Source organism: Mesorhizobium sp. W050, from assembly GCF_054719535.1.
Map to the genome: position 1 here is coordinate 719,611 of NZ_JBTTIH010000001.1, position 19,304 is coordinate 738,914.

Genomic DNA, 19,304 nt, shown 5'->3' on the forward strand with positions numbered 1-19,304 from the left:
TCAGGCCGCGTCGCGAACTTTCTCGATGCGCGAGCGGATCGCCTCGATCATCGTCTCGCGAATGACCGTTTCGCCATGTGTCTCGCGCATATGGTCGACGGCGCGGCGCATGACCTCGGCTTCCTCACCGGCACGCGTGTGCCACTCACAGCCGGGAACCAGCGAGCCGCAATGGAATTCCTTCATGGGATTTTCTCCTTTTCCTCCTTGGAGCCTGTGCCTCTCATGGGCACACGAAGCTCCGCCATCTCTGTTCCGCGCCCTGTCACAGCAGTCGGTTTCGGGGGCGCGCACGGGGGAGTTAGCATAACACGGTTCCACGAGTTTGGTTGCCGTGGGTGCGAAAAAGGCGGAGCAGCGCTGCTCCGCCCCCTCTTGCCAGGCTAAGCCAAGGCGAGAACGTTCGGTCTTGTCCCGATCACTTCTCGATCTTGACGGACTCGGCAACCTTGTTCTTGCCGCTCATGTCCCAGGAAACGCGGACCTTTTCGCCTGCCTTCAGGCCAGGATCCTTGAAGGTCTTGGGCAGCGTAAAGGTCGATCCATCGTCCAGAACGAGGCTCATGGCCGTGCCATCATAGGTCTTGACCGTGCCCGTGGTGTGCTTGACTGCGGCAAAGGCAATCGAGCCGGAAGCGAGAAGGGCAGCGGCGGTTACCGATACAATGAGCTTTCGCATGTAATACTCCTGGAAATGCGGGCATCCGTTTGGAAAATGCTCCGCCTTGTTCAGGGCCGTCCGGTAGCGTCGTGTCGCGGTTCGGGACTGAACCGCCGGCGCTTCCCGGCCCGAAACGACAAATAGTCGTTTTATTTCAATTGCCTATTAGACGAAAAAGATAATGGCGATGCCACATTGGCTGCCCAGATTCGGCGAATGGGACGTCAATGCGGCTCACGTTTCGCTCACCGATTTTTTACGGCCACCTGACCTCCGGCGGCAGGCTGGACAGGATCGAAGCGACATTGCCGCCGGTCTTCAGGCCGAAGATGGTGCCGCGATCGTGAAGAAGGTTGAATTCGACGTAACGGCCGCGGCGAATGAGCTGCTCGTCGCGGTCGTCGTCGGTCCAGTTCTCGTTGAAATGGGCGCGAACCAGGTGTCCGTAGACGACAAGGAAAGAACGCCCGACATCCTGGACGAAATTCAAATCGGCATTCCAGCCGCCTTTCTCCTCCCCCGAATGCAGCCAGTCGAAAAAGATGCCGCCGACGCCGCGCGGCTCGTGGCGGTGCGGCAGATAGAAATACTCGTCGCACCAGGCCTTGAATTTGGGGTGGTCGGCGATCGCAGCGTTCTTCTCGCAGGCGAACTGCATGGCTCGATGGAAGGCGACCGTGTCGGGGTGATCTTCCGTGCGGTTGCGGTCGAGCACCGGCGTCAGATCGGCGCCGCCGCCAAACCAGTGGCGCGACGTCACGACCATGCGGGTGTTCATGTGCACGGCCGGCACGTTGGGGTTCCAGGGATGCGCGATCAACGAAATGCCTGATGCCCAGAAGCTCGGGTCTTCCTCGGCGCCGGGCATCTGCTTCCTGAATTCGGGCGAGAATTCGCCATAGACGGTCGAAGTATGGACGCCGACCTTCTCGAAGACGCGGCCGCGCATCATCGCCATGGCGCCGCCGCCGCCCTTTCCATTGTCGCGTTCCCACGGCGTCTTCTCGAAGCTGCCGGGCGACCATTCGGCCAGTGGTCCCTGCAGTTCCTGTTCGATCTGCTCGAAGGTTGTGCAAATGCGCTCGCGCAGCGTCTCGAACCAGAGCCTAGCCTTCATTTTCTTCTGTTCGATGTCGGGTGGCAGGCCTGCCGGTATTTCTGGTCGTTCCAAAATGCTGTCTCCGGTCGCGGCCGACAAAGGACCTAGTGGAGTGAATTTGACATTTGCACACAGCGTGGCGCAGGGCACGATGCAAATGTCAAATTCGAAAACTCCACCAGAAACATAAACTTGCTAGTGGTCCTTGTGATTCCAACATTCGCAACGGCGCCTGGGGATTAGGGAGGCGAATGTTGGAATCGGACCACTAGCCTTTTCCGGGCGCGATCCCTAATCTCTTAGGGGCAAGGGTCAAGTGTCATCTGGTTCGGCCCAGGAGTTCTTTCATGCGCACGCCGGCAAGACCGCCGCTGCATGGCCTGAAGAAAAGGCTCGATCGTTCACGCGCCGAGCGCGAGCGCATGCCGCGTGACGGGTTTTTGCGCGAGACCTTCGTCCTGCCGCGCCCGGATGCGCGGCTCAAGGCCAAGGAATGGTTCGAGCGTTTTCCCAAGCAGGCCTACTGGACCGAGATCGAAAGCTGGTTCGAACGGCCGGGCGACGTAATCGAATTCACCATACGGCGGCTGCCCGCGGCGGATTAGGATTCCACAAGCAGTCGCCTTGCGCCCGGCCCTTGCGCACTCAAGCGATCTTCCCTGTTTCGCAGCGGGCATTTGTCGATCGACATGCAGCCGCAGCCGATGCAGTCGGTAAGGCCGTCGCGCAGCTTCTTTAGCTGAGTGATCTTGCGATCGAGGTCGTCGCGCCAGCCGGTCGACAACAGGTTCCAGTCCTCGCGCGTCGGGGTACGGCCTTCTGGCAGCGATTCAAGTGCGGCGCCGATCTCGGCCAGCGAGATGCCGACCTCCTGGGCGATCCGGATGATCGCCACCCGCCGCAGCACGTCGCGGCCATAGCGCCGCTGGTTGCCCGACGTGCGGTGGCTGCGGATCAGCCCGCGCGCCTCGTAGAAATGCAGCGCCGACACCGCCACGCCGCTGCGCATGGCCAACTGGCCGACCGTCAATTCCTTTACCGGAGCCATCTCGATTTTCCGCTTGACCTCAACTTAAGTTGAGCTTGTAGCCAGGAAATGTCGATAGGGCAATTGAGGAGAAGGCGATGTGCGCCTGGGTGAGAATGATGCAAGACGCAAGGGCCGTTGGCGATGACGACAACGCGTTGAAGGTTCTAGCCGAGTTGCCGGATGGCTTCACCGGCGACCATGGCGACGGACAGCGCGACGTTGATGCTGCGCGTGCCCGGCTGCATCGGGATCGTCAGCCGCGCATCCGCCGCCTGATGGACAGGATCCGGCACGCCGGCGGATTCGCGGCCGAACAGCAGGATGTCGCCTTGGGCGAAGCTGAAGCCCGTATAGGGGGTCGCGGCTTTGGTGGTGAGCAGCACCAGCCGGCAGGCTTGGCCCTTGCGCCAATCCTCGAAGGCGTTCCAGTCGACATGCCGGGTCAGGGCAGCCATTTCGAGGTAGTCCATCCCGGCGCGCTTGAGCGCTTTGTCGGAGAGCGGAAAGCCGGCTGGTTCGATAATGTCGACGCCAAGGCCGAGGCAGGCGGCGAAGCGCAGGATTGTTCCGGTGTTGCCGGCGATGTCAGGCTGGTAGAGGGCGATGCGGAGACGGTGGTTCATTTCCGCGTCTTTCTAATAAGTGGCAGATCGGCCACAGCGGGTGGCTGGTTTTGGAAATTGCTGGACCTGCGGGTGGCCATTTTCTGCGAAGTCGATTATACCGCACGCATTGTCAACCCGAACCGATGGAGGGGTATTTCATGATGACCATGCACATCCAGCGCCCCTCCCGTGGGCTTACCTGCCTGCTGGCGGTTTCGGTACGACGATTTACCTGATCTCTTAGATCTGATCGCACCGATTCCCGCCGAACCCAATTTTCGGCTCTCGAAGGAATCCTGCGATGTTTTTCAAACGGTCAAAGGGGCCAAGCGCCCCAGCTGAGCATGTCGCGACCGAGGCCTATCCTCGTGTCCCGACGGATGCAATCCGTGCCTCCGGCCGAAGGCCGGCGCACGACATTGCTTCGCCTTTTTATGTCTATTTTCACACGGAGGACGGACCGATGTTCGATCCCTATAAGATACCTGGTTCAAGAAGCCTGCACGAACGCAAGACGGCGACCTGGGCGTTGCTAGTCGGCGAGACCTATTCGTCGGCGGTTCATGCCGAGACGCGCCGGCGTCCGCATCGCGGCATGTTGCCGGATGTCGATTTCTCGCGTGCGGTTCCCGACCACAGCCGGCCGCCGCTGGTGCGCCGGATCATCCGGCTGATCCGGCCGGGCGCGAAAAACCGGACTGGCGGCGGCGTGCCGTCAGCTCAGTCGAAGGCTTCTGTCGGTGAAAAGCCCGCAAGTCCCTATATTGCGCGAAGCAGGACCGATGGCCCGGGTGATTCCGGGCCGTCAGTCCCCGCCGACGTACGGTCTGGGGACGCGGAGCGCCCCGGGGATTTTTCCCGCGCCGCATGAGCGGACAACAGTTTTGTGAGCATCACTATGTTTAGCTGGTTTGAAAGAAGGCTCGATCCGTTCCCCGCAGCGGAACCGGTCGAGCCGCCGAAGACGCTGGTTGCCTTCTGCGTGCATTATACGCGCGGCGCCTGGCCATACATCATCGTCGACGCGGTGCTGGTGACGGCGATTGCCATCGCGGAAGTGTGGATGTTCGGCTTCATGGGCCACATCGTCGACTGGCTGTCCGGGCAGAACCGCGAAACCTTCCTGCAGACCGAGAGCTGGAAGCTTGCCGGCATGGCCTTCGTCGTGCTGTTCGCGCTGCCGGGTACGGTATGGCTGCATTCTTTGCTCAACCAGCAGACGCTGATGGGCAACTACCCCATGCGCATCCGATGGCAGGTGCATCGTTATCTCTTGAAGCAGTCGATGAGCTTCTACCAGGACGAATTTGCCGGCCGCATCGCCACCAAGCTGATGCAGACGGCACTCGCCGTGCGCGAATGCGTCATCAAGGTGATCGAGGTGCTCAATTACGTCATCGTCTATTTCCTCGGCATGCTGTTCATCGTCGGCTCGGCCGACTTGCGGCTGGCGGCACCTCTCGGCGTCTGGCTGCTCGGCTATATCGGGTTGTTGCGCTATATCATCCCGAAGCTGGGCAAGGTCGGCGAGGCGCAGGCCAATGCGCGCTCGACGATGACCGGCCGCGTCGTCGACAGCTACACCAACATCCAGACGGTCAAGTTGTTTTCCCATGCACGGCGCGAAGCAACGTTCGCCAAAGAAGGCATGGCAGGCTTCCTCGACACGGTCTACCGGTCGATGCGGCTGGTGACGGTGCTTTACGGGCTGCTCTATATCCTCAACGCGCTGCTCCTGTTTTCGGTGACGGCGCTGGCGCTGTGGCTGTGGCTCGGCCAGGCGGTGACGATCGGCGCCGTCGCCGTGGTCATCGGCCTCGTGCTCCGTATGTGGGGCATGTCGCAGTGGATCATGTGGGAAATGTCGAGCCTGTTCGAGAACATCGGCACGGTGCAAGACGGCATCGCCTCGATCTCGCTGCCGCGCCTGGTCGAAGACCGGCCGGGGGCGAAGGACATTGCCGTCACCAAGGGCGAGATCCGCTTCGACGACATTCGTTTCCACTATGGCAAGCAGAAGGGCGTCATCGAGAACCTGTCGCTGACGGTGAAGCCCGGCGAGAAAGTCGGCATTGTCGGGCGCTCGGGTGCGGGCAAGTCGACGCTGGTCAATCTCCTGTTGCGGTTCTACGACCTCGAGAACGGCCGGATCCTGATCGACGGCCAGGAGATCGCTTCGGTGACGCAGGATTCGCTGCGCGCGCAGATCGGCATGGTGACGCAGGACACTTCGCTGCTGCATCGTTCGGTGCGCGACAACATCCTTTACGGGCGGCCCGATGCGACGGAGGAAATGCTTGTCGAGGCAGCCGGGCGGGCCGAGGCGCTGGAGTTTATCGGCAGGCTTTCGGATCACACCGGACGTAAAGGGCTCGATGCTCATGTCGGCGACCGCGGCGTCAAATTGTCCGGCGGCCAGCGGCAACGCATCGCCATTGCTCGCGTTATGTTGAAGGACGCACCGATACTTATCCTTGACGAAGCGACGTCGGCGCTGGATTCCGAAGCCGAGGCCGCCATCCAGGAGAATCTCTACAAGCTCATGCAAGGCAAGACCGTCATCGCCATTGCGCACCGGCTGTCGACCATCGCGGCGATGGACAGGCTCGTCGTCCTCGACAAGGGCCGTGTCATCGAGGAGGGGTCGCACGAGGAACTCGTTGCCAGCGGCGGGCTCTACGCGCAGCTCTGGCAGCGCCAGTCGGGCGGGTTCCTGCTCGACGACGGTCCGGTCGATGCCGCCAATGACGCTGTTGCCAACGACATCGGCGTGAAGGGTGAAGCCGCAGAGTGATGACGTCAGCATGATGACAGCCGTCTATCGCTGGTTCGAGGACTGGGTCTATCCGTTCAGGGAGCCGGCGGACCTTCGGCCACCGCCAAGCGTCGGCGGCTTCCTCTGGCACTATGTCGGCCAGGCGAAGTTCGCCTTCTTCGCCATGCTGGTCATCGGCGGCATCGCGCCGCTGATCGAGGCCGGGCTTTTCTACTTCGTCGGGCGGCTGGTCGATATTCTCGACCAGCTTCCCGGTGAACGCAGCTGGGACGCGCTGTGGACCGCCGCCGGGCCTGAGCTTGTCTTCATGATCGCAGTGGTGCTGGTCATCCGCACCATCGTCGTCGGCCTGTCGGCGCTGGTCAACGAACAGACGATCACGCCGGGCTTCTACAATCTGGTGCGCTGGCAGGCGCACCGGCACGTATCGCGCCAGTCCTACACCTTCTTCCAGAACGATTTCGCCGGCCGTATCGCGACAAAAGTCTGGCAGGCGGGGCAGGCGACCGGCGACCTGATGGAGAGCTTCATCGAGGTCATCTGGTTCATGCTCATCTATACGGTGACGACCTTGGCGCTGGTCGCCGGGCTGGATCTGCGCCTGGCCGTGCTGGTGGTGATCTGGATCCTCGCGTTCGCCTGGCTGGCCAAGCTCTATCTGCCCTCGATCCGCAGGCATGCCGAGGCCACGGCTGAAGCTGGCTCGATGATCAATGGGCGCATCATCGATTCCTATTCCAACGTGCAGACGCTGAAGCTATTCTCGGCCGACGGCGACGACCGCTACATCAAGAACGGCTTCGACATCTATCTCGATGCACTACGGCCCTTCACCCGCCGGCTGACCGGCGTGCGCATGGCGCTGACGACGCTGTCGGGCATCATGATCACCGCGATTGGCTGCTTTGCCGTCTATCTCTGGGTCGAAGGGTCGATCACCGTCGGCGCCGTCGCGTTCACGCTGTCGCTGGTCTTGCGGCTCAACATGCTGCTCGGGCGCGTGATGATGCAGCTCAACGGCATATTGCGAAATCTCGGCGTCCTGGAAAACTCCAAGGCGCTGATCTCGCAGCCGCTTGGCCTTGTCGATGCGCCGGATGCGAAAGAGCTTGTCGTCGCCGGCGGCCGCATCGAGGTGAAGAATGTCGAGTTCCACTACGGCAAGGGTTTTGGCGTGCTGAATGGCATCGACCTTGTGGTCAAGCCTGGCGAGAAGGTCGGGCTGGTCGGGCCGTCCGGTGCGGGCAAGACGACCTTAGCCAATCTCATCCTGCGCCTCTACGACCTCGAGAGCGGGAAAATCCTGATCGACGGGCAAGACGTCGCCGAGGTGACGCAGAACTCGCTGCGCGCCAATATCGGCGTGGTCAGCCAGGACACGGCGCTGTTCCACCGCTCGCTACGCGACAACATCAAGCTCGGCATGCCGGATGCAACTGACGCCGAGGTGATCGCGGCGGCGAAGAAGGCCGAGGCGCACGAGTTCATATTGGGCCTGCGCGACAACCGGGACCGTACCGGCTACGAGGCTTTTGTCGGCGAGCGCGGCGTGAAACTGTCGGGCGGCCAGCGCCAGCGCGTCGCGATCGCCCGCGTCTTCCTCAAGGATGCGCCGATCCTGATCCTCGACGAGGCGACCTCGGCGCTCGATTCCGACATCGAGGCGGCGATCCAGGAGAATCTGGCCAGGCTGATGGAGAACAAGACGGTCATCGCCATAGCGCACCGGCTGTCGACCATCGCCGCGCTCGACCGTCTTGTGGTGCTGGACGGAGGCCGCATCGTCGAACAGGGCACGCATGACGAGCTGGTGGCGCTCGACGGGCTCTATGCGCGGCTGTGGAAGCGGCAGTCCGGCGGCTTCCTCTACCACGAGGAAAGCGTGCTGGAAGAGACACGGCCGGCGGAGTAGGGCATGGCAGCGTCGCCTGATATCGGCTACGTCCTCAAGCGGCTGCGGCCAACCGCGCCGGCCTTCGATGCGCTGAAGGAGGAGAGCCGGCTGGAAGGCTACTGGATGCTGGTGCGGCTGGCGGATGGCTGGGCGGGCGGCCGCAACAAGTTCCTGAAACGAGGCGAGGCGCTGTTTGGTGCATGGCATGGCCGAGAACTCGCTGGTGTGTGCGGGTTGAACATCGATCCTTATTTCGAAGGCAGGGACCACGGCCGGGTCAGGCACCTGTTCGTCAGCGCGCGTCATCGCCGCAGCGGCGTTGGCCGCATGCTGGTCGAGACCGTCATTGACAGGGCACGTCAGCATTTTGCCGTGCTGAACACCCGCGCGCCACAAGGAGCCTTTGGGTTCTATGAACGGCTTGGCTTCCAGCCGGTGGTGGGCGAAGAATTCGTCACGCACCGCATGATGCTCTCTCAAGACAGAAAAGGAGGCTGAGATGTCACTGCGTCCGCCATCCCTAGGCGCCTCGGCTGCCGAAGCCGCGTTCGACGCCCTCGGCCATGAGATACTGGCTGAAAAGGCCGCAGCGCTCGGCCGTGCCGGCCAACGGGTCGAGGAAACGCTGGCCAAGCTCCGTCAGAACAACGGCGACGAGGAGCAGCGACCGCGGCTGCTCAAGGAGGCTGCCGCGGCGGTGCACGCCTATTTCATCCAGCGTGAACTCTGCGGCCTGCGCCGGCATGAGTCGGCCATCCGCGAATACGATATCCCAAGGGCCGTGCTGGTCAGGCTCGGTGCAAGCTAGAGGTCACCAGCCGGCAACAATCATTCCAGCCATTCGGTGATGAAGCTGCCGTTTTCGTGGATGTCGGTCGTTTCGAGCGGGCCTGGGCCAAGATTGGTGAATTTGTGCGGCGTATCGGGCGGCACGATCAGGATCTGGCCGGCCGTGGCCTCTATCTGCTGGTCGCCGATCGTGAACAGGCCGATGCCTTGCCGGATGATGAAGATTTCACAATAGGGATGCGTGTGCAGGCGCGGGCCGCCGCCAATCTCTTCCTGATAGTTGAAAATCAGGCAGGAGTTGGAGTCGTAGGCGCCGCATTGCAGTTCGCCCTGCCAGCGGCCGGGCGTCCTGGTCCAGGTCTCGCGGTCGATGATGTGTGCCATGCCGGCGAGACTAGATCACAGCAACCTGTCCTGTCGAGACAGGCGGGGAGCCTCGGATTTGCTGATATTTCCCTGTTGTTTAGCCGCCTTTGCCGACCTTTGGGCATCTGGCCAACTGACGCGCTGTTCTGTCCCCGCGACAATCTGCCCTTGTGGCCTCAGCCCGCTGGACAAAAACGGGCTTCACGCATAAACCGAATCCAAATGCCGGAGGAATTCGCTAGCTTGTTCGCCATGCGCTGTCGGGCCGGCGCGATGGAGCGGGGACAAAGCTCGGCCGCCGGCTCGGAAGAGGCGAAAGGATCAGGCACCCGTGAGCGCAACCGACACCCAGGATCCCAACCGTCGTGATTTTCTCTACGTCGCCACCGGCATGGCCGCAGTCGTTGGCGCAGGCGCCGTTGCCTGGCCGTTCATCGACCAGATGCGCCCCGATGCCTCGACGCTGGCGCTCGCCTCGGTCGAGGTTGATGTCGCCTCGCTGACGCCTGGCATGTCGCTGATTGTCAAATGGCGCGGCAAGCCGGTCGTGGTGCGCAATCGCACCGAGCAGGAGATGAAGGACGGCGAAGCCGTGAACCTTGCCGACCTCAAGGATCCTATCGCCCGCAACGCCAATCTGCCCGCCGATGCGCCGGCGACCGACGCCAACCGCACCACGCCCGGCAAGGAAGCCTGGATGGTGATGGTGCAGGTTTGCACGCATCTGGGCTGCATTCCGCTTGGCCAGGAAGGCGATTTCGGCGGCTGGTTCTGCCCGTGCCACGGTTCGGTGTACGATACCGCCGGCCGCATCCGCAAAGGCCCGGCGCCGGAAAATATGGCCGTGCCGGTATTCAAGTTCATTTCCGATACCAAAATCCTCATCGGTTGAGGCAGGGGATAATTCGATGAGCGAGGGACACTCGACCTATACGCCCAAGACCGGTATCGAACGCTGGTTCGACGCCCGCATGCCGCTGCCGCGCATGGTATATGACAGCTTCATCGCCTATCCGGTGCCGCGCAACCTTAACTATGCGTGGACCTTCGGCGGCATCCTCACGATCATGCTGGTGGCGCAGATCCTGACCGGTATCGTGCTGGCCATGCACTATACCGCCGACACCAACCTCGCCTTCAATTCGGTCGAGAAGATCATGCGCGACGTCAATTCGGGCTGGCTGTTGCGCTACATGCATTCCAACGGCGCCTCGTTCTTCTTCGTCGCTGTCTACATCCACATCTTCCGCGGGCTTTATTACGGCTCCTACAAGGCGCCGCGTGAGCTGCTGTGGATCCTCGGCTGCATCATCTATCTGCTGATGATGGCGACCGGCTTCATGGGCTATGTGCTGCCCTGGGGTCAGATGAGCTTCTGGGGCGCCACCGTCATCACCGGCTTCTTCAGCGCCATTCCGCTGGTCGGAAACTGGATCCAGGAACTGCTGCTCGGCGGTTTCGCCGTCGACAACCCGACGCTCAACCGCTTCTTTGCGCTGCACTATTTGCTGCCGTTCATGATTGCCGGCGTCGTCGTGCTGCACGTCTGGGCGCTGCATGTGGTCGGCCAGTCGAACCCGACCGGCATCGAGGTGAAATCGAAGACCGACACCGTTGCCTTTACGCCCTATGCGACCATCAAGGATGCATTCGGCATGATCGTGTTCCTGTTCTTCTTCGCCTATTTCGTCTTCTACCTGCCGAACTTTCTCGGCCATCCGGACAATTACACGATCGCCAACCCGCTGAAGACGCCGGCCCACATCGTGCCGGAATGGTACTTCCTGCCGTTCTATGCGATCCTGCGCGCGATCACCTTCAACATCGGGCCGATCAACTCCAAGCTCGGTGGCGTGCTGTGCATGTTCGGCGCCATCGTCATGCTGTTCCTGGTGCCGTGGCTCGACACCTCCAAGGTGCGCTCGGCGGTCTACCGGCCCTGGTACAAGCTGTTCTTCTGGCTGTTCGTCGCCGACGCTGTCCTGCTTGGCTGGCTTGGCTCGCAGCCGGCGGAAGGCGGCGGTCTGTTGACCCTCCTGATAGGTGAGGTCTCGGGCAACTACGTTGGCTACGCTCAAGCGGCGACACTGTTCTACTTCGCCTTCTTCCTCGTCATCCTGCCGGTGCTTGGCCTGATCGAGACGCCACGCAGACTGCCGAATTCGATCACCGAGGCGGTGCTGGAGAAGAACAAGGGTGCCGGAGGGGGACATCCGGCCGGTGCGACCGCGGCGCCGGAAACCAAAGGCTGAGTGAGAATCTAAGGGGATTTGGCATGAAAAAGATTCTCACCTCGCTCGCCCTGCTAGGCGTGTTTGCCGCTGGCATCGGAGCCGTCGGCAGTGTGGCGATTGCCGCTGAAGAGGCGCACAACGCGGCGGCACCGACGCATTTCCCGATCCACGAGCCGAAGGAGATGGACTGGACTTTTGCCGGTCCGTTCGGCACCTACGACCAGGCGCAGCTGCAGCGTGGCTTGAAGGTCTACAAGGAAGTCTGCTCGGCCTGCCACTCGATGAATTTGGTGGCGTTCCGCACGCTGGAGGACCTCGGCTATTCGGAAGCGCAGATCAAGTCCCTGTCGGCTGAGTACACCATCCATGATGGACCCAACGATGCCGGCGACATGTTCGACCGGCCGGGCAAGCCGTCCGACCATTTCCCGGCGCCGTTCGCCAATGAGGAGGCGGCTGCCGCTTCCAACGGCGGCGCTGCCCCACCGGATATGTCGCTGCTGGCCAAGGCCCGCGGCGTCGAGCGCGGCTTCCCGCGCTTCGTCTTCGACATATTCACGCAATATGCGCAGGGCGGCCCGGACTACATCCATTCGCTGCTGACCGGCTACGACGAGACGCCACCTGCCGGCATGGTGATCCCCGAAGGCACCCACTATAATCCATACTTCATGTCCGGCGTGTCGCTGAAGATGCCCAAGCCGCTCTCCGACGGCCAGGTCACCTACGATGACGGTTCGCCGCAGACGATCGACCAGTATTCGCGCGACGTCTCGGCGTTCCTGATGTGGGCGGCCGAGCCGCATATGGAAGACCGCAAGAAGACCGGCTTCCGCGTGCTGGTGTTTCTGCTTCTGTTTGGGGCGCTGATGTATCTGACCAAGCGCAAGGTATGGGAAGGCGTGGCCCACTAACCGCCGCTACCCCTGTGAAATCGGAAAGGGCGTCTTCGGGCGCCCTTTTTGCTTGCCGAAGCGGGCAGGGGGCTGTCGCCTTGGGTGCAACCACCCGCCTGGTCGAACAAGTCCGTTGGCAGGGCGCCATGTGATTGGTATGCACGCGCGACCGGTGATGAAGGATTGCCGGCGATAAGACACCTGGGAATCGATGATGCGGCTACGCGACTGTCACAACTTTTCCGATTTCCGGCGCATGGCCCAGCAGCGGTTGCCTGGGCCAATCTTCAACTACATCGATGGCGCGGCCGACGACGAGGTCACCTATCGCCGCAACACCGAGAGCTTCGAGCGCTGCGACCTCGTTCCCAACGTGCTGCGCGGGGTAAGCGAGATCGACATGTCGGTGACGGTGATGGGCCAGAAGCTGGCCATGCCCGTCTATTGCTCGCCGACCGCCTTGCAGCGGCTGTTCCATCATCAAGGCGAGCGCGCGGTGGCCAAGGCTTCGGCCAAATTCCGCACGATGTTCGGCGTGTCCTCGCTCGGCACTGTCAGTCTTGAGGAAGCGCGCAAGATCAGCAGCAGCCCGCAGGTCTACCAGTTCTATTTCCACCGGGATCGCGGCCTCAACCGGGCGATGATGCAGCGGGCGAAAGCGGTTGGAGTCGAAGTGATGATGCTGACCGTCGACAGCATCACCGGAGGCAACCGCGAGCGCGACAAGCGCACCGGCTTTGCCATCCCCTTCAAGCTCAACGTTGCCGGCATGCTGCAGTTCGCGCTGAAGCCGGGCTGGGCGATCAACTATTTCACCCATGAGGGGTTCAAGCTGCCGCAGCTCGACGAGCATGTCGACATGGGCGGCGGCACGATGTCGATCAGCCGCTACTTCACCGAGATGCTCGATCCGTCGATGACCTGGGACGATGTTGCCGAGATGGTCAGACTGTGGAGAGGTCCGTTCTGTCTCAAGGGCGTCATGTCGGTGGAGGATGCCAAGCGCGCCGTCGAGATCGGCTGCAGCGGCATTGTGCTGTCCAACCATGGCGGCCGGCAGCTGGACGGCTCGCGGGCGGCGTTCGACCAACTGGCCGAGATCGTCGATGCCGTCGGCGACAGAATAGACGTCATCATGGATGGCGGCGTGCAGCGCGGCACCCATGTGCTGAAGGCGCTGTCGCTCGGCGCCAAGGCTGTTGGCGTCGGCCGCTATTATCTGTTCCCGCTAGCGGCGGCCGGCCAGCCGGGCGTAGAGCGGGCGCTGGAGCAGATGCGGGTCGAGATCGAGCGCGGCATGAAGCTGATGGGCTGCAGTTCGATCGAACAATTGTCGCGCAACAACCTCCGTTTCAGGTAATCTCGACCCATGAAATCCTCGCTCGAAGACACGCTGCTCGCCGCGATCCGCACCATTCCGGACTACCCCAAGCCCGGCATCCTGTTTCGCGACATCACCACTTTGCTCGGCAATGCGCGCGCCTTCCGCCGCGCCATCGACGAGCTGGTGCATCCCTATGCCGGCCAGAAGATCGACAAGATCGCCGGCATCGAGGCACGCGGCTTCATCCTCGGCGGTGCGGTCGCGCACCAGCTTTCGGCCGGTTTCGTGCCGATCCGGAAGAAGGGCAAGCTGCCTTACGAGACGGTACGCGTCGCCTACAGCCTGGAATACGGGCTGGACGAGATGGAGATGCACAAGGACGGCGTTGCGCCGGGCGAGAAGGTGATCCTGGTCGACGACCTGATCGCGACCGGCGGCACGGCGGAGGCGGCGGTCAAGTTGCTGAGGCAGATCGGCGCCGATATTCTTGCCGCGTGCTTCGTCATCGACCTGCCGGATCTCGGCGGACGGGCGAAGCTCGAAGCGCTGGGCGTGCCGGTGCGGACGTTGATCGGGTTTGAGGGGCATTAGGGAGTAGGGAGTAGGGAGTAGGGAGGGAAGCTCCGCATTCCGTGCAAGGCGCAGCACCCACTGCTGCCTAATCCCTACTGCCTAAAACCTACCCTCTACCCAGCCTTCACCAGCACGGCGCTGTCGAACTCCAGCACCTTGTCGCCTGCCGAATCGGAACCTTCCGAGCGCAGCGCCAGCAGGCGCCAGCCGGGGCGGGTGGCAAGCGGGCGGTGGGACAGGGCCGTGCGCATGAAGGTGACGGTTTCTCCGGCATAGACCGGCTTTGGCCATTTCAGGTTCCTGAAGCCGGGGGAGGGGCCGAATTCTGGTACCGGGCCGGGTCCGGTCCATTGAGAAGCGTCCATAGGATTTTTGAGATTGAGCTTCATCCAGGTGGCCGCGGTGTGCCAGCCTGAGGCGCAGAGGCGGCCGAACACGCTTTTCTTCGCCGCCTCCTCGTCGACATGAAAGACCTGTGGATCGTATTTGCAGGCGAACGCCTTGATCGCCTCGGCTTCGAATGTGTGCGAACCGAGGTTGATGGTATCGCCGATGCGGAAGAACGCGTCGAGGCTCATGCGCCGGCCTCGCGGGTCAAGAACATGACAGTGTTCTCAAGTTCGAAGACGCTTTCACCGCGCTGGTTGAACAGTTCGCTGCGCAAGGTGACGAGGCCGAGCTGAGGCCTGGATTTCGACAGGCGCCTGGCAAGCACGCTGGTGCTGCCGGCCAGCGTGTCGCCGGCCAGCACCGGCTTCTTCCATTTGACCTGGTCGATGCCGGGCGCGCCTTGCGCGGTCGAGTCGAGCAGGAAGGCGTCGCACAGCATGCGCATGAAGATCGCGCAGGTGTGCCAGCCGGAGGCGGCCAAGCCGCCAAGGATGCTGGCCTTGCCGGCGGCTTCGTCGAGATGCATCGGCTGCGGGTCGAATTCGGTGGCGAATTCGATGATTTCGGCCGCACTCACCTGCTTGGCGCCGAGGTCGATCGATGCGCCCTCGGTGAAATCCTCGTAGGCCCAGCTTTTTGCGGTCATGATCCCAATCCGGTTGTACGATCACCGGGCATCCGGATGCCGTCCGGGCGGCGTTTGGTCAAGCGAATTCTATTGGGCCTACAACCAGCCGCGGCGGCGGAAATACCAGAACGGCAGGATCGCCGACAGGATCATCAGGCCGATGGCGAAGGGATAGCCGAGCTCCCATTTCAGCTCCGGGATGACGTCGAAATTCATGCCGTAGATCGAAGCTACCAGCGTCGGCGGCAGGAAGATGACGGCGGCGACCGAGAAGATCTTGATTATGGCGTTCTGCTCGATCGAGATCATGCCGAGCGTCGCGTCGAGCAGGAACGAGATCTTCTGCGACAGGAAGGTGGCGTGGTCGGCGAGCGACAGCACGTCGCGCGATACTGTCTTGATGCGGGCGCGGACGTCCTTGCTCATCTTGATCTGGGTCGCGACATGGGCAAGGAAGCCGGTGAGGCGCTGCAGCGAGATAAGGCTGTCGCGGATCGAGGAGGCAATGTCCTCCTTGCGGCCGATGGCCTTGAGCAGTTCCTGGAAGTCGCGATTGCGCTTGTTCACCTTGGTCGACCGCGCTTCGAAGATATCGCGCGAGATCGTCTCGATGTCACGGCCGGCGCGTTCGAGAATATCGGCTAGGCGATCGACGATCGCCTCCAGCAGGCCGATCAGGATGGTGTTGCCGGTGGTGCAGCCTGTCGCCACCTTCTCGGCGCGCAGGGGAAAGGTCTTGAACGCCTTCGGCTCATGATAACGGATGGTGACCAGTCTCGGGCCGGCAAGCACAAAGGTAACCGGTGACATCAAGGGATCATCGATTTCGGTCTGCGCCGGCAAGGTGGCGGTCATGAAGTAGGCGCCGTCCTCGATGTAGAGGCGGCTCGAAATCTCGATCTCCTCCATCTCCTCGCGCGTCGGGATGGCAACGCCGAGCCAGGTCTCGATCGCTGTTTCTTCTTCCTTGGTCGGGTTGAGAAGGTCGGCCCAGACGACGTGATCGCCATTGGCCACGAGATCGTCGGCGGGGCGCAGGCGGTCATTGCCGACGACGAAGGCCTTGATCATCGCCGCTCTCCATTGGTTGAGCCCAAGAGGTTCCGTTCGATAGCGATGGTCTTGCACGCGCGGCAGTTCCCACGGCCACGGCCAGTCGGATGCAGAGGGCCTTAGACCCGGTGCCAAGGGCAGTCAAGCGAAGCGGCAGGCTGGCTCCTCCACTTGACGCAGCTGTGATCGGCCGCGGTCAGCGCGCGAGCCGCGAGATGCCTCGGCGTCTCAGGTGTTGAACTTGAACAGCAGCACGTCGCCGTCCTGGACGACATATTCCTTACCTTCGTCGCGCGCCTTGCCGGCCTCCTTGGCCGCCACTTCGCCGCCCAGCGTGACGTAGTCGTTATAGGCGATGGTCTGGGCGCGGATGAAGCCGCGCTCGAAGTCGGTGTGGATGACGCCGGCGGCCTGCGGGGCCTTGTCGCCCTTGTGGATGGTCCAGGCGCGCGTCTCTTTCGGCCCGGCGGTGAAATAGGTGATGAGATGCAACAGATCATAGCCGGCGCGGATGACCTTGTTGAGGCCGGGTTCGTCGAGACCGAGCGACGACAGGAACTCCATCTCTTCTTCGTCCGAGAGCTGGGCGACTTCGGCCTCGATCGCGGCCGAGATTACGACGGTGCCGGCGCCCTGCGCTGTCGCCATCTTTTCCACGGCCTTGGTGTGCTCGTTGCCGGTGGCGGCGTCGGCTTCGGCGACGTTGCAGACATAGAGCACGGGGTGCGAGGTCAACAGGTTCAGCCCCTGCAGGATGCGCAAATCCTCGGCTGAAATGCCCTTGAGCAGGATGCGGGTCGGCTTGCCGGCCTGGAGGAGCTCGAGTGCGGCCTCCATCATCGGCAGCACGGTGGTTGCTTCCTTGTCCTTGCTGCCGGCGCGCTTGCGGAACTGCACGATGCGGCGCTCGAGGCTGTCGAGGTCGGCAAGCATCAACTCGGTCTCGACTGTATCGGCGTCGGCGACAGGGTCGATCTTGCCCTCGACATGGGTGATGTCGTCATCCTCGAAGCAGCGCAGCACGTGGACGATGGCGTCGACCTCGCGGATGTTGGCGAGGAACTGGTTGCCCAGCCCTTCGCCCTTGGAGGCGCCGCGCACCAGGCCGGCAATGTCGACGAAGGAGATGCGGGTCGGGATGATCTCTTTCGACTTGGCGATCGCGGCGATCTTCTGCAGCCGCGGGTCAGGCACTGCCACCTCGCCGGTGTTCGGTTCGATGGTGCAGAACGGATAGTTGGCGGCCTGCGCCGCCGCCGTCCTGGTCAACGCGTTGAAAAGCGTCGACTTGCCGACGTTGGGCAAGCCAACGATACCGCATTTGAAACCCATGTTCGTCCGGTCCTATCGGGAAACTAGAAATTTGATGAGGGCTATGGGCGATAGGGGTAAGGAACGTCAAGCCCTGCGGTCCCGATCCTATCGAAGCTCAGTCCTTCTTGCCGAACAGCTTCTTCAACATCGCCGCCATCGGGCCGCTTTCCGGCAGCTTGGCTGGCGCCTGCTGCGGTCGGGCCTGGCGGATGTGGCTTTGAGCCTTTGGACCTTCAGCCTTCGGCGCCTTGGGCGGCGGCCGGTCGTCGTCGCTGGTCGGCACCAGCTTGTCACGCAGGGCCAGAGTAATGCGGTTCATGAAGGAACTGTCGTCGCCCTTGGCCAGCAGCCCGGCATCGTCGGCGATGGTGTCGAGCAGCACATCCAGCCACTCGCGATCGGCCTTGGCGAAGTCGCCGAGCACATGGCCATGCACCATTTCCCGGACGCCGGGATGGCCGACGCCGATGCGCACGCGGCGAAAATTCTTGCCGACATGCTGGTCGAGCGAGCGGATGCCGTTGTGGCCGCCGGCGCCGCCACCGACCTTGACCCGCAATTTGCCGGCGGGCAGGTCGATCTCGTCATAGAAGACGGTCAGCGCCTCGGGGCCGAGCTTGTAGAAGCGCAAGGCTTCGCCGACCGCCTGTCCCGACAGGTTCATGAAGGTCTGCGGCTTGATCAGCAGAATCTTCTCGCCGGCAATCGTGCCTTCGGCGATCAGGCCCTGGAACTTCTTCGACCAGGGCGAAAACGAATGGCGGCGGGCAATTGCGTCCGCCGCCATGAAGCCGACATTGTGCCGGTTATCAGCGTATTTCGCGCCCGGATTGCCGAGGCCTGCAAAGACAAGCATCGTGAACTCCGGGCCCGAAAATTACTTCTCTTCGGCAGCAGGGGCCGCCGCTTCGGGGGCTGCCGCTTCCGCCGTCTCTTCCGTCTCCGGCTTCATCGCCGAGGAACCGGCAATGGTCGCGATGGTGAAGTCGCGATCGGAGATCACCGGCTTGACGCCGGCCGGCAAGGTAACCGCCGAGATGTGGATCGAATCGCCAATGTCGGCGCCGGTGAGATCGACGGTGATGAATTCCGGGATCGCATTGGCCGGGCAGTGGAACTCGACTTCGTGACGCACGATGTTGAGCACGCCGCCGCGTTTGATGCCGGGCGACTTGTCTTCATTGATGAAGTGGACAGGCACGTCGACGTTGACCTCGGTGTCCTTGCCGATGCGCAGGAAGTCGACATGGACCGGGAAATCCTTGACCGGGTCGAGCTGGAAATCCTTGGGCAGAACCTGGATTTTCTTGCCGTCGACATCGATCGTGGCGATCGTGGTCAAAAACCCGCCGCCATGGATTTTGTAGAAGACGTCCTTGTAGTTCAGCGCAATCGCCAGGGGAGGCTGTCTGTCGCCGTAGATAACTGCAGGCACTTTACCGTTGCGGCGAACTGCACGGGCGGACCCCTTACCGACCTGTTCGCGCGCTTCGGCCTTGAGCTCGTAAGTATCGTGGCTCATGGCATTTCCTTTCGCGTTTTATGGAGCGTTTGCGGTGGCAGTGTGCCTGGACCGTAAACGTCGAAAGCCGCCAGGCCTGGATGTCCGAATGCCAGAAACCGCATACGCGGAGCTTTGTTCGGGATCACAAGGGAAGGCAGCCTTCCGCCG

General features: G+C 62.3%; 23 protein-coding genes. 11 read left to right on the forward strand and 12 right to left on the reverse strand.

The window, feature by feature from the left end; all coding sequences use genetic code 11:
- The 3 genes from ACYG9Y_RS03415 to hemF all read right to left on the reverse strand — a co-directional run bounded on the left by ACYG9Y_RS03415 (position 1) and on the right by hemF (position 1,832).
- Positions 1–186, reverse strand: a complete 186-nt coding sequence (locus tag ACYG9Y_RS03415; RefSeq protein WP_023670013.1) for a DUF1059 domain-containing protein — start codon at positions 184–186, stop codon at positions 1–3.
- Between the two features lie 232 nt (positions 187–418).
- Positions 419–679 (reverse strand): DUF1344 domain-containing protein, encoded by a 261-nt coding sequence (locus ACYG9Y_RS03420; RefSeq protein WP_023737803.1) that lies wholly within the window; start codon positions 677–679, stop codon positions 419–421.
- 238 nt (positions 680–917) lie between these two features.
- Positions 918–1,832: an oxygen-dependent coproporphyrinogen oxidase gene (hemF, locus tag ACYG9Y_RS03425; RefSeq protein WP_023695814.1), complete on the reverse strand. Its 915-nt coding sequence runs from the start codon at positions 1,830–1,832 to the stop codon at positions 918–920.
- A 275-nt stretch (positions 1,833–2,107) separates the two neighbouring features.
- Here hemF and ACYG9Y_RS03430 point away from each other — a divergent pair, with 275 nt between their 5' ends.
- Positions 2,108–2,365: a hypothetical protein gene (locus tag ACYG9Y_RS03430; protein WP_023683688.1), complete on the forward strand. Its 258-nt coding sequence runs from the start codon at positions 2,108–2,110 to the stop codon at positions 2,363–2,365.
- On the opposite strand, the gene soxR is transcribed toward ACYG9Y_RS03430, so the two are convergent.
- Together soxR and ACYG9Y_RS03440 are read right to left on the reverse strand one after the other, a co-directional pair.
- Positions 2,362–2,808, reverse strand: a complete 447-nt coding sequence (soxR, locus tag ACYG9Y_RS03435; protein ID WP_023691595.1) for a redox-sensitive transcriptional activator SoxR — start codon at positions 2,806–2,808, stop codon at positions 2,362–2,364. The genes ACYG9Y_RS03430 and soxR overlap by 4 nt on opposite strands.
- A 146-nt stretch (positions 2,809–2,954) precedes the next feature.
- On the reverse strand, positions 2,955–3,413 hold the full coding sequence (locus tag ACYG9Y_RS03440) for a tRNA (cytidine(34)-2'-O)-methyltransferase (RefSeq protein ID WP_023670018.1): 459 nt from the start codon (positions 3,411–3,413) through the stop codon (positions 2,955–2,957).
- Between the two features lie 445 nt (positions 3,414–3,858).
- Between ACYG9Y_RS03440 and ACYG9Y_RS03445 the strand changes: the two genes are divergently transcribed.
- Genes ACYG9Y_RS03445 through ACYG9Y_RS03465 form a run of 5 tightly spaced genes read left to right on the forward strand, consistent with a single transcriptional unit; the run spans position 3,859 to position 8,873 of the window.
- On the forward strand, positions 3,859–4,266 hold the full coding sequence (locus ACYG9Y_RS03445) for a hypothetical protein (protein WP_023737804.1): 408 nt from the start codon (positions 3,859–3,861) through the stop codon (positions 4,264–4,266).
- 27 nt (positions 4,267–4,293) lie between these two features.
- Positions 4,294–6,189 carry an ABC transporter ATP-binding protein gene (locus ACYG9Y_RS03450; protein WP_023705915.1) on the forward strand — a complete coding sequence of 632 codons (1,896 nt, stop codon included), beginning with the start codon at positions 4,294–4,296 and terminating at the stop codon, positions 6,187–6,189.
- 10 nt (positions 6,190–6,199) lie between these two features.
- Positions 6,200–8,083 carry an ABC transporter ATP-binding protein gene (locus ACYG9Y_RS03455; RefSeq protein ID WP_023695811.1) on the forward strand — a complete coding sequence of 628 codons (1,884 nt, stop codon included), beginning with the start codon at positions 6,200–6,202 and terminating at the stop codon, positions 8,081–8,083.
- A gap of 3 nt (positions 8,084–8,086) precedes the next feature.
- The gene (locus ACYG9Y_RS03460; RefSeq protein ID WP_023737805.1) at positions 8,087–8,563 is read left to right on the forward strand and encodes a GNAT family N-acetyltransferase; all 477 of its coding nucleotides are present in this window, start codon (positions 8,087–8,089) and stop codon (positions 8,561–8,563) included.
- 1 nt (position 8,564) lies between these two features.
- Entirely contained in the window at positions 8,565–8,873 is a 309-nt protein-coding gene (locus tag ACYG9Y_RS03465; protein ID WP_023670023.1) for a DUF6665 family protein, read from the forward strand.
- A gap of 20 nt (positions 8,874–8,893) precedes the next feature.
- Here the strand turns inward: ACYG9Y_RS03465 and ACYG9Y_RS03470 are convergent, their stop codons facing one another.
- Positions 8,894–9,238, reverse strand: a complete 345-nt coding sequence (locus tag ACYG9Y_RS03470; protein ID WP_023670024.1) for a cupin domain-containing protein — start codon at positions 9,236–9,238, stop codon at positions 8,894–8,896.
- Between the two features lie 313 nt (positions 9,239–9,551).
- Between ACYG9Y_RS03470 and petA the strand changes: the two genes are divergently transcribed.
- The 5 genes from petA (at position 9,552) to ACYG9Y_RS03495 (ending at position 14,265) form a co-directional block, all read left to right on the forward strand.
- The gene (gene petA / locus ACYG9Y_RS03475) at positions 9,552–10,112 is read left to right on the forward strand and encodes a ubiquinol-cytochrome c reductase iron-sulfur subunit (protein ID WP_023670027.1); all 561 of its coding nucleotides are present in this window, start codon (positions 9,552–9,554) and stop codon (positions 10,110–10,112) included.
- 16 nt (positions 10,113–10,128) lie between these two features.
- Positions 10,129–11,472, forward strand: coding sequence for a cytochrome b (locus ACYG9Y_RS03480; protein WP_023670028.1), 1,344 nt, complete (start codon positions 10,129–10,131; stop codon positions 11,470–11,472).
- A gap of 23 nt (positions 11,473–11,495) precedes the next feature.
- Complete coding sequence (locus ACYG9Y_RS03485) at positions 11,496–12,368, forward strand: cytochrome c1 (RefSeq protein ID WP_023737806.1); 873 nt, start codon at positions 11,496–11,498, stop codon at positions 12,366–12,368.
- Positions 12,369–12,564: 196 nt separating this feature from the next.
- Positions 12,565–13,710, forward strand: coding sequence for an alpha-hydroxy acid oxidase (locus ACYG9Y_RS03490; RefSeq protein ID WP_023737807.1), 1,146 nt, complete (start codon positions 12,565–12,567; stop codon positions 13,708–13,710).
- A gap of 9 nt (positions 13,711–13,719) precedes the next feature.
- The gene (locus tag ACYG9Y_RS03495; RefSeq protein ID WP_013529989.1) at positions 13,720–14,265 is read left to right on the forward strand and encodes an adenine phosphoribosyltransferase; all 546 of its coding nucleotides are present in this window, start codon (positions 13,720–13,722) and stop codon (positions 14,263–14,265) included.
- 95 nt (positions 14,266–14,360) lie between these two features.
- On the opposite strand, the gene ACYG9Y_RS03500 is transcribed toward ACYG9Y_RS03495, so the two are convergent.
- The 6 genes from ACYG9Y_RS03500 to ACYG9Y_RS03525 all read right to left on the reverse strand — a co-directional run bounded on the left by ACYG9Y_RS03500 (position 14,361) and on the right by ACYG9Y_RS03525 (position 19,154).
- The gene (locus ACYG9Y_RS03500) at positions 14,361–14,825 is read right to left on the reverse strand and encodes a MaoC family dehydratase (RefSeq protein WP_023733357.1); all 465 of its coding nucleotides are present in this window, start codon (positions 14,823–14,825) and stop codon (positions 14,361–14,363) included.
- Positions 14,822–15,283 (reverse strand): MaoC family dehydratase, encoded by a 462-nt coding sequence (locus ACYG9Y_RS03505; protein WP_023670033.1) that lies wholly within the window; start codon positions 15,281–15,283, stop codon positions 14,822–14,824. The genes ACYG9Y_RS03500 and ACYG9Y_RS03505 overlap by 4 nt, the downstream gene beginning before the upstream one ends.
- A gap of 78 nt (positions 15,284–15,361) precedes the next feature.
- Positions 15,362–16,336 carry a magnesium/cobalt transporter CorA gene (gene corA / locus ACYG9Y_RS03510; RefSeq protein ID WP_023728252.1) on the reverse strand — a complete coding sequence of 325 codons (975 nt, stop codon included), beginning with the start codon at positions 16,334–16,336 and terminating at the stop codon, positions 15,362–15,364.
- A 210-nt stretch (positions 16,337–16,546) separates the two neighbouring features.
- Positions 16,547–17,650, reverse strand: a complete 1,104-nt coding sequence (ychF, locus tag ACYG9Y_RS03515) for a redox-regulated ATPase YchF (protein WP_023695807.1) — start codon at positions 17,648–17,650, stop codon at positions 16,547–16,549.
- Positions 17,651–17,747: 97 nt separating this feature from the next.
- On the reverse strand, positions 17,748–18,488 hold the full coding sequence (pth, locus tag ACYG9Y_RS03520) for an aminoacyl-tRNA hydrolase (protein ID WP_023737808.1): 741 nt from the start codon (positions 18,486–18,488) through the stop codon (positions 17,748–17,750).
- A gap of 21 nt (positions 18,489–18,509) precedes the next feature.
- Positions 18,510–19,154 carry a 50S ribosomal protein L25/general stress protein Ctc gene (locus tag ACYG9Y_RS03525; RefSeq protein ID WP_023686131.1) on the reverse strand — a complete coding sequence of 215 codons (645 nt, stop codon included), beginning with the start codon at positions 19,152–19,154 and terminating at the stop codon, positions 18,510–18,512.
- Positions 19,155–19,304 lie beyond the last annotated feature (150 nt).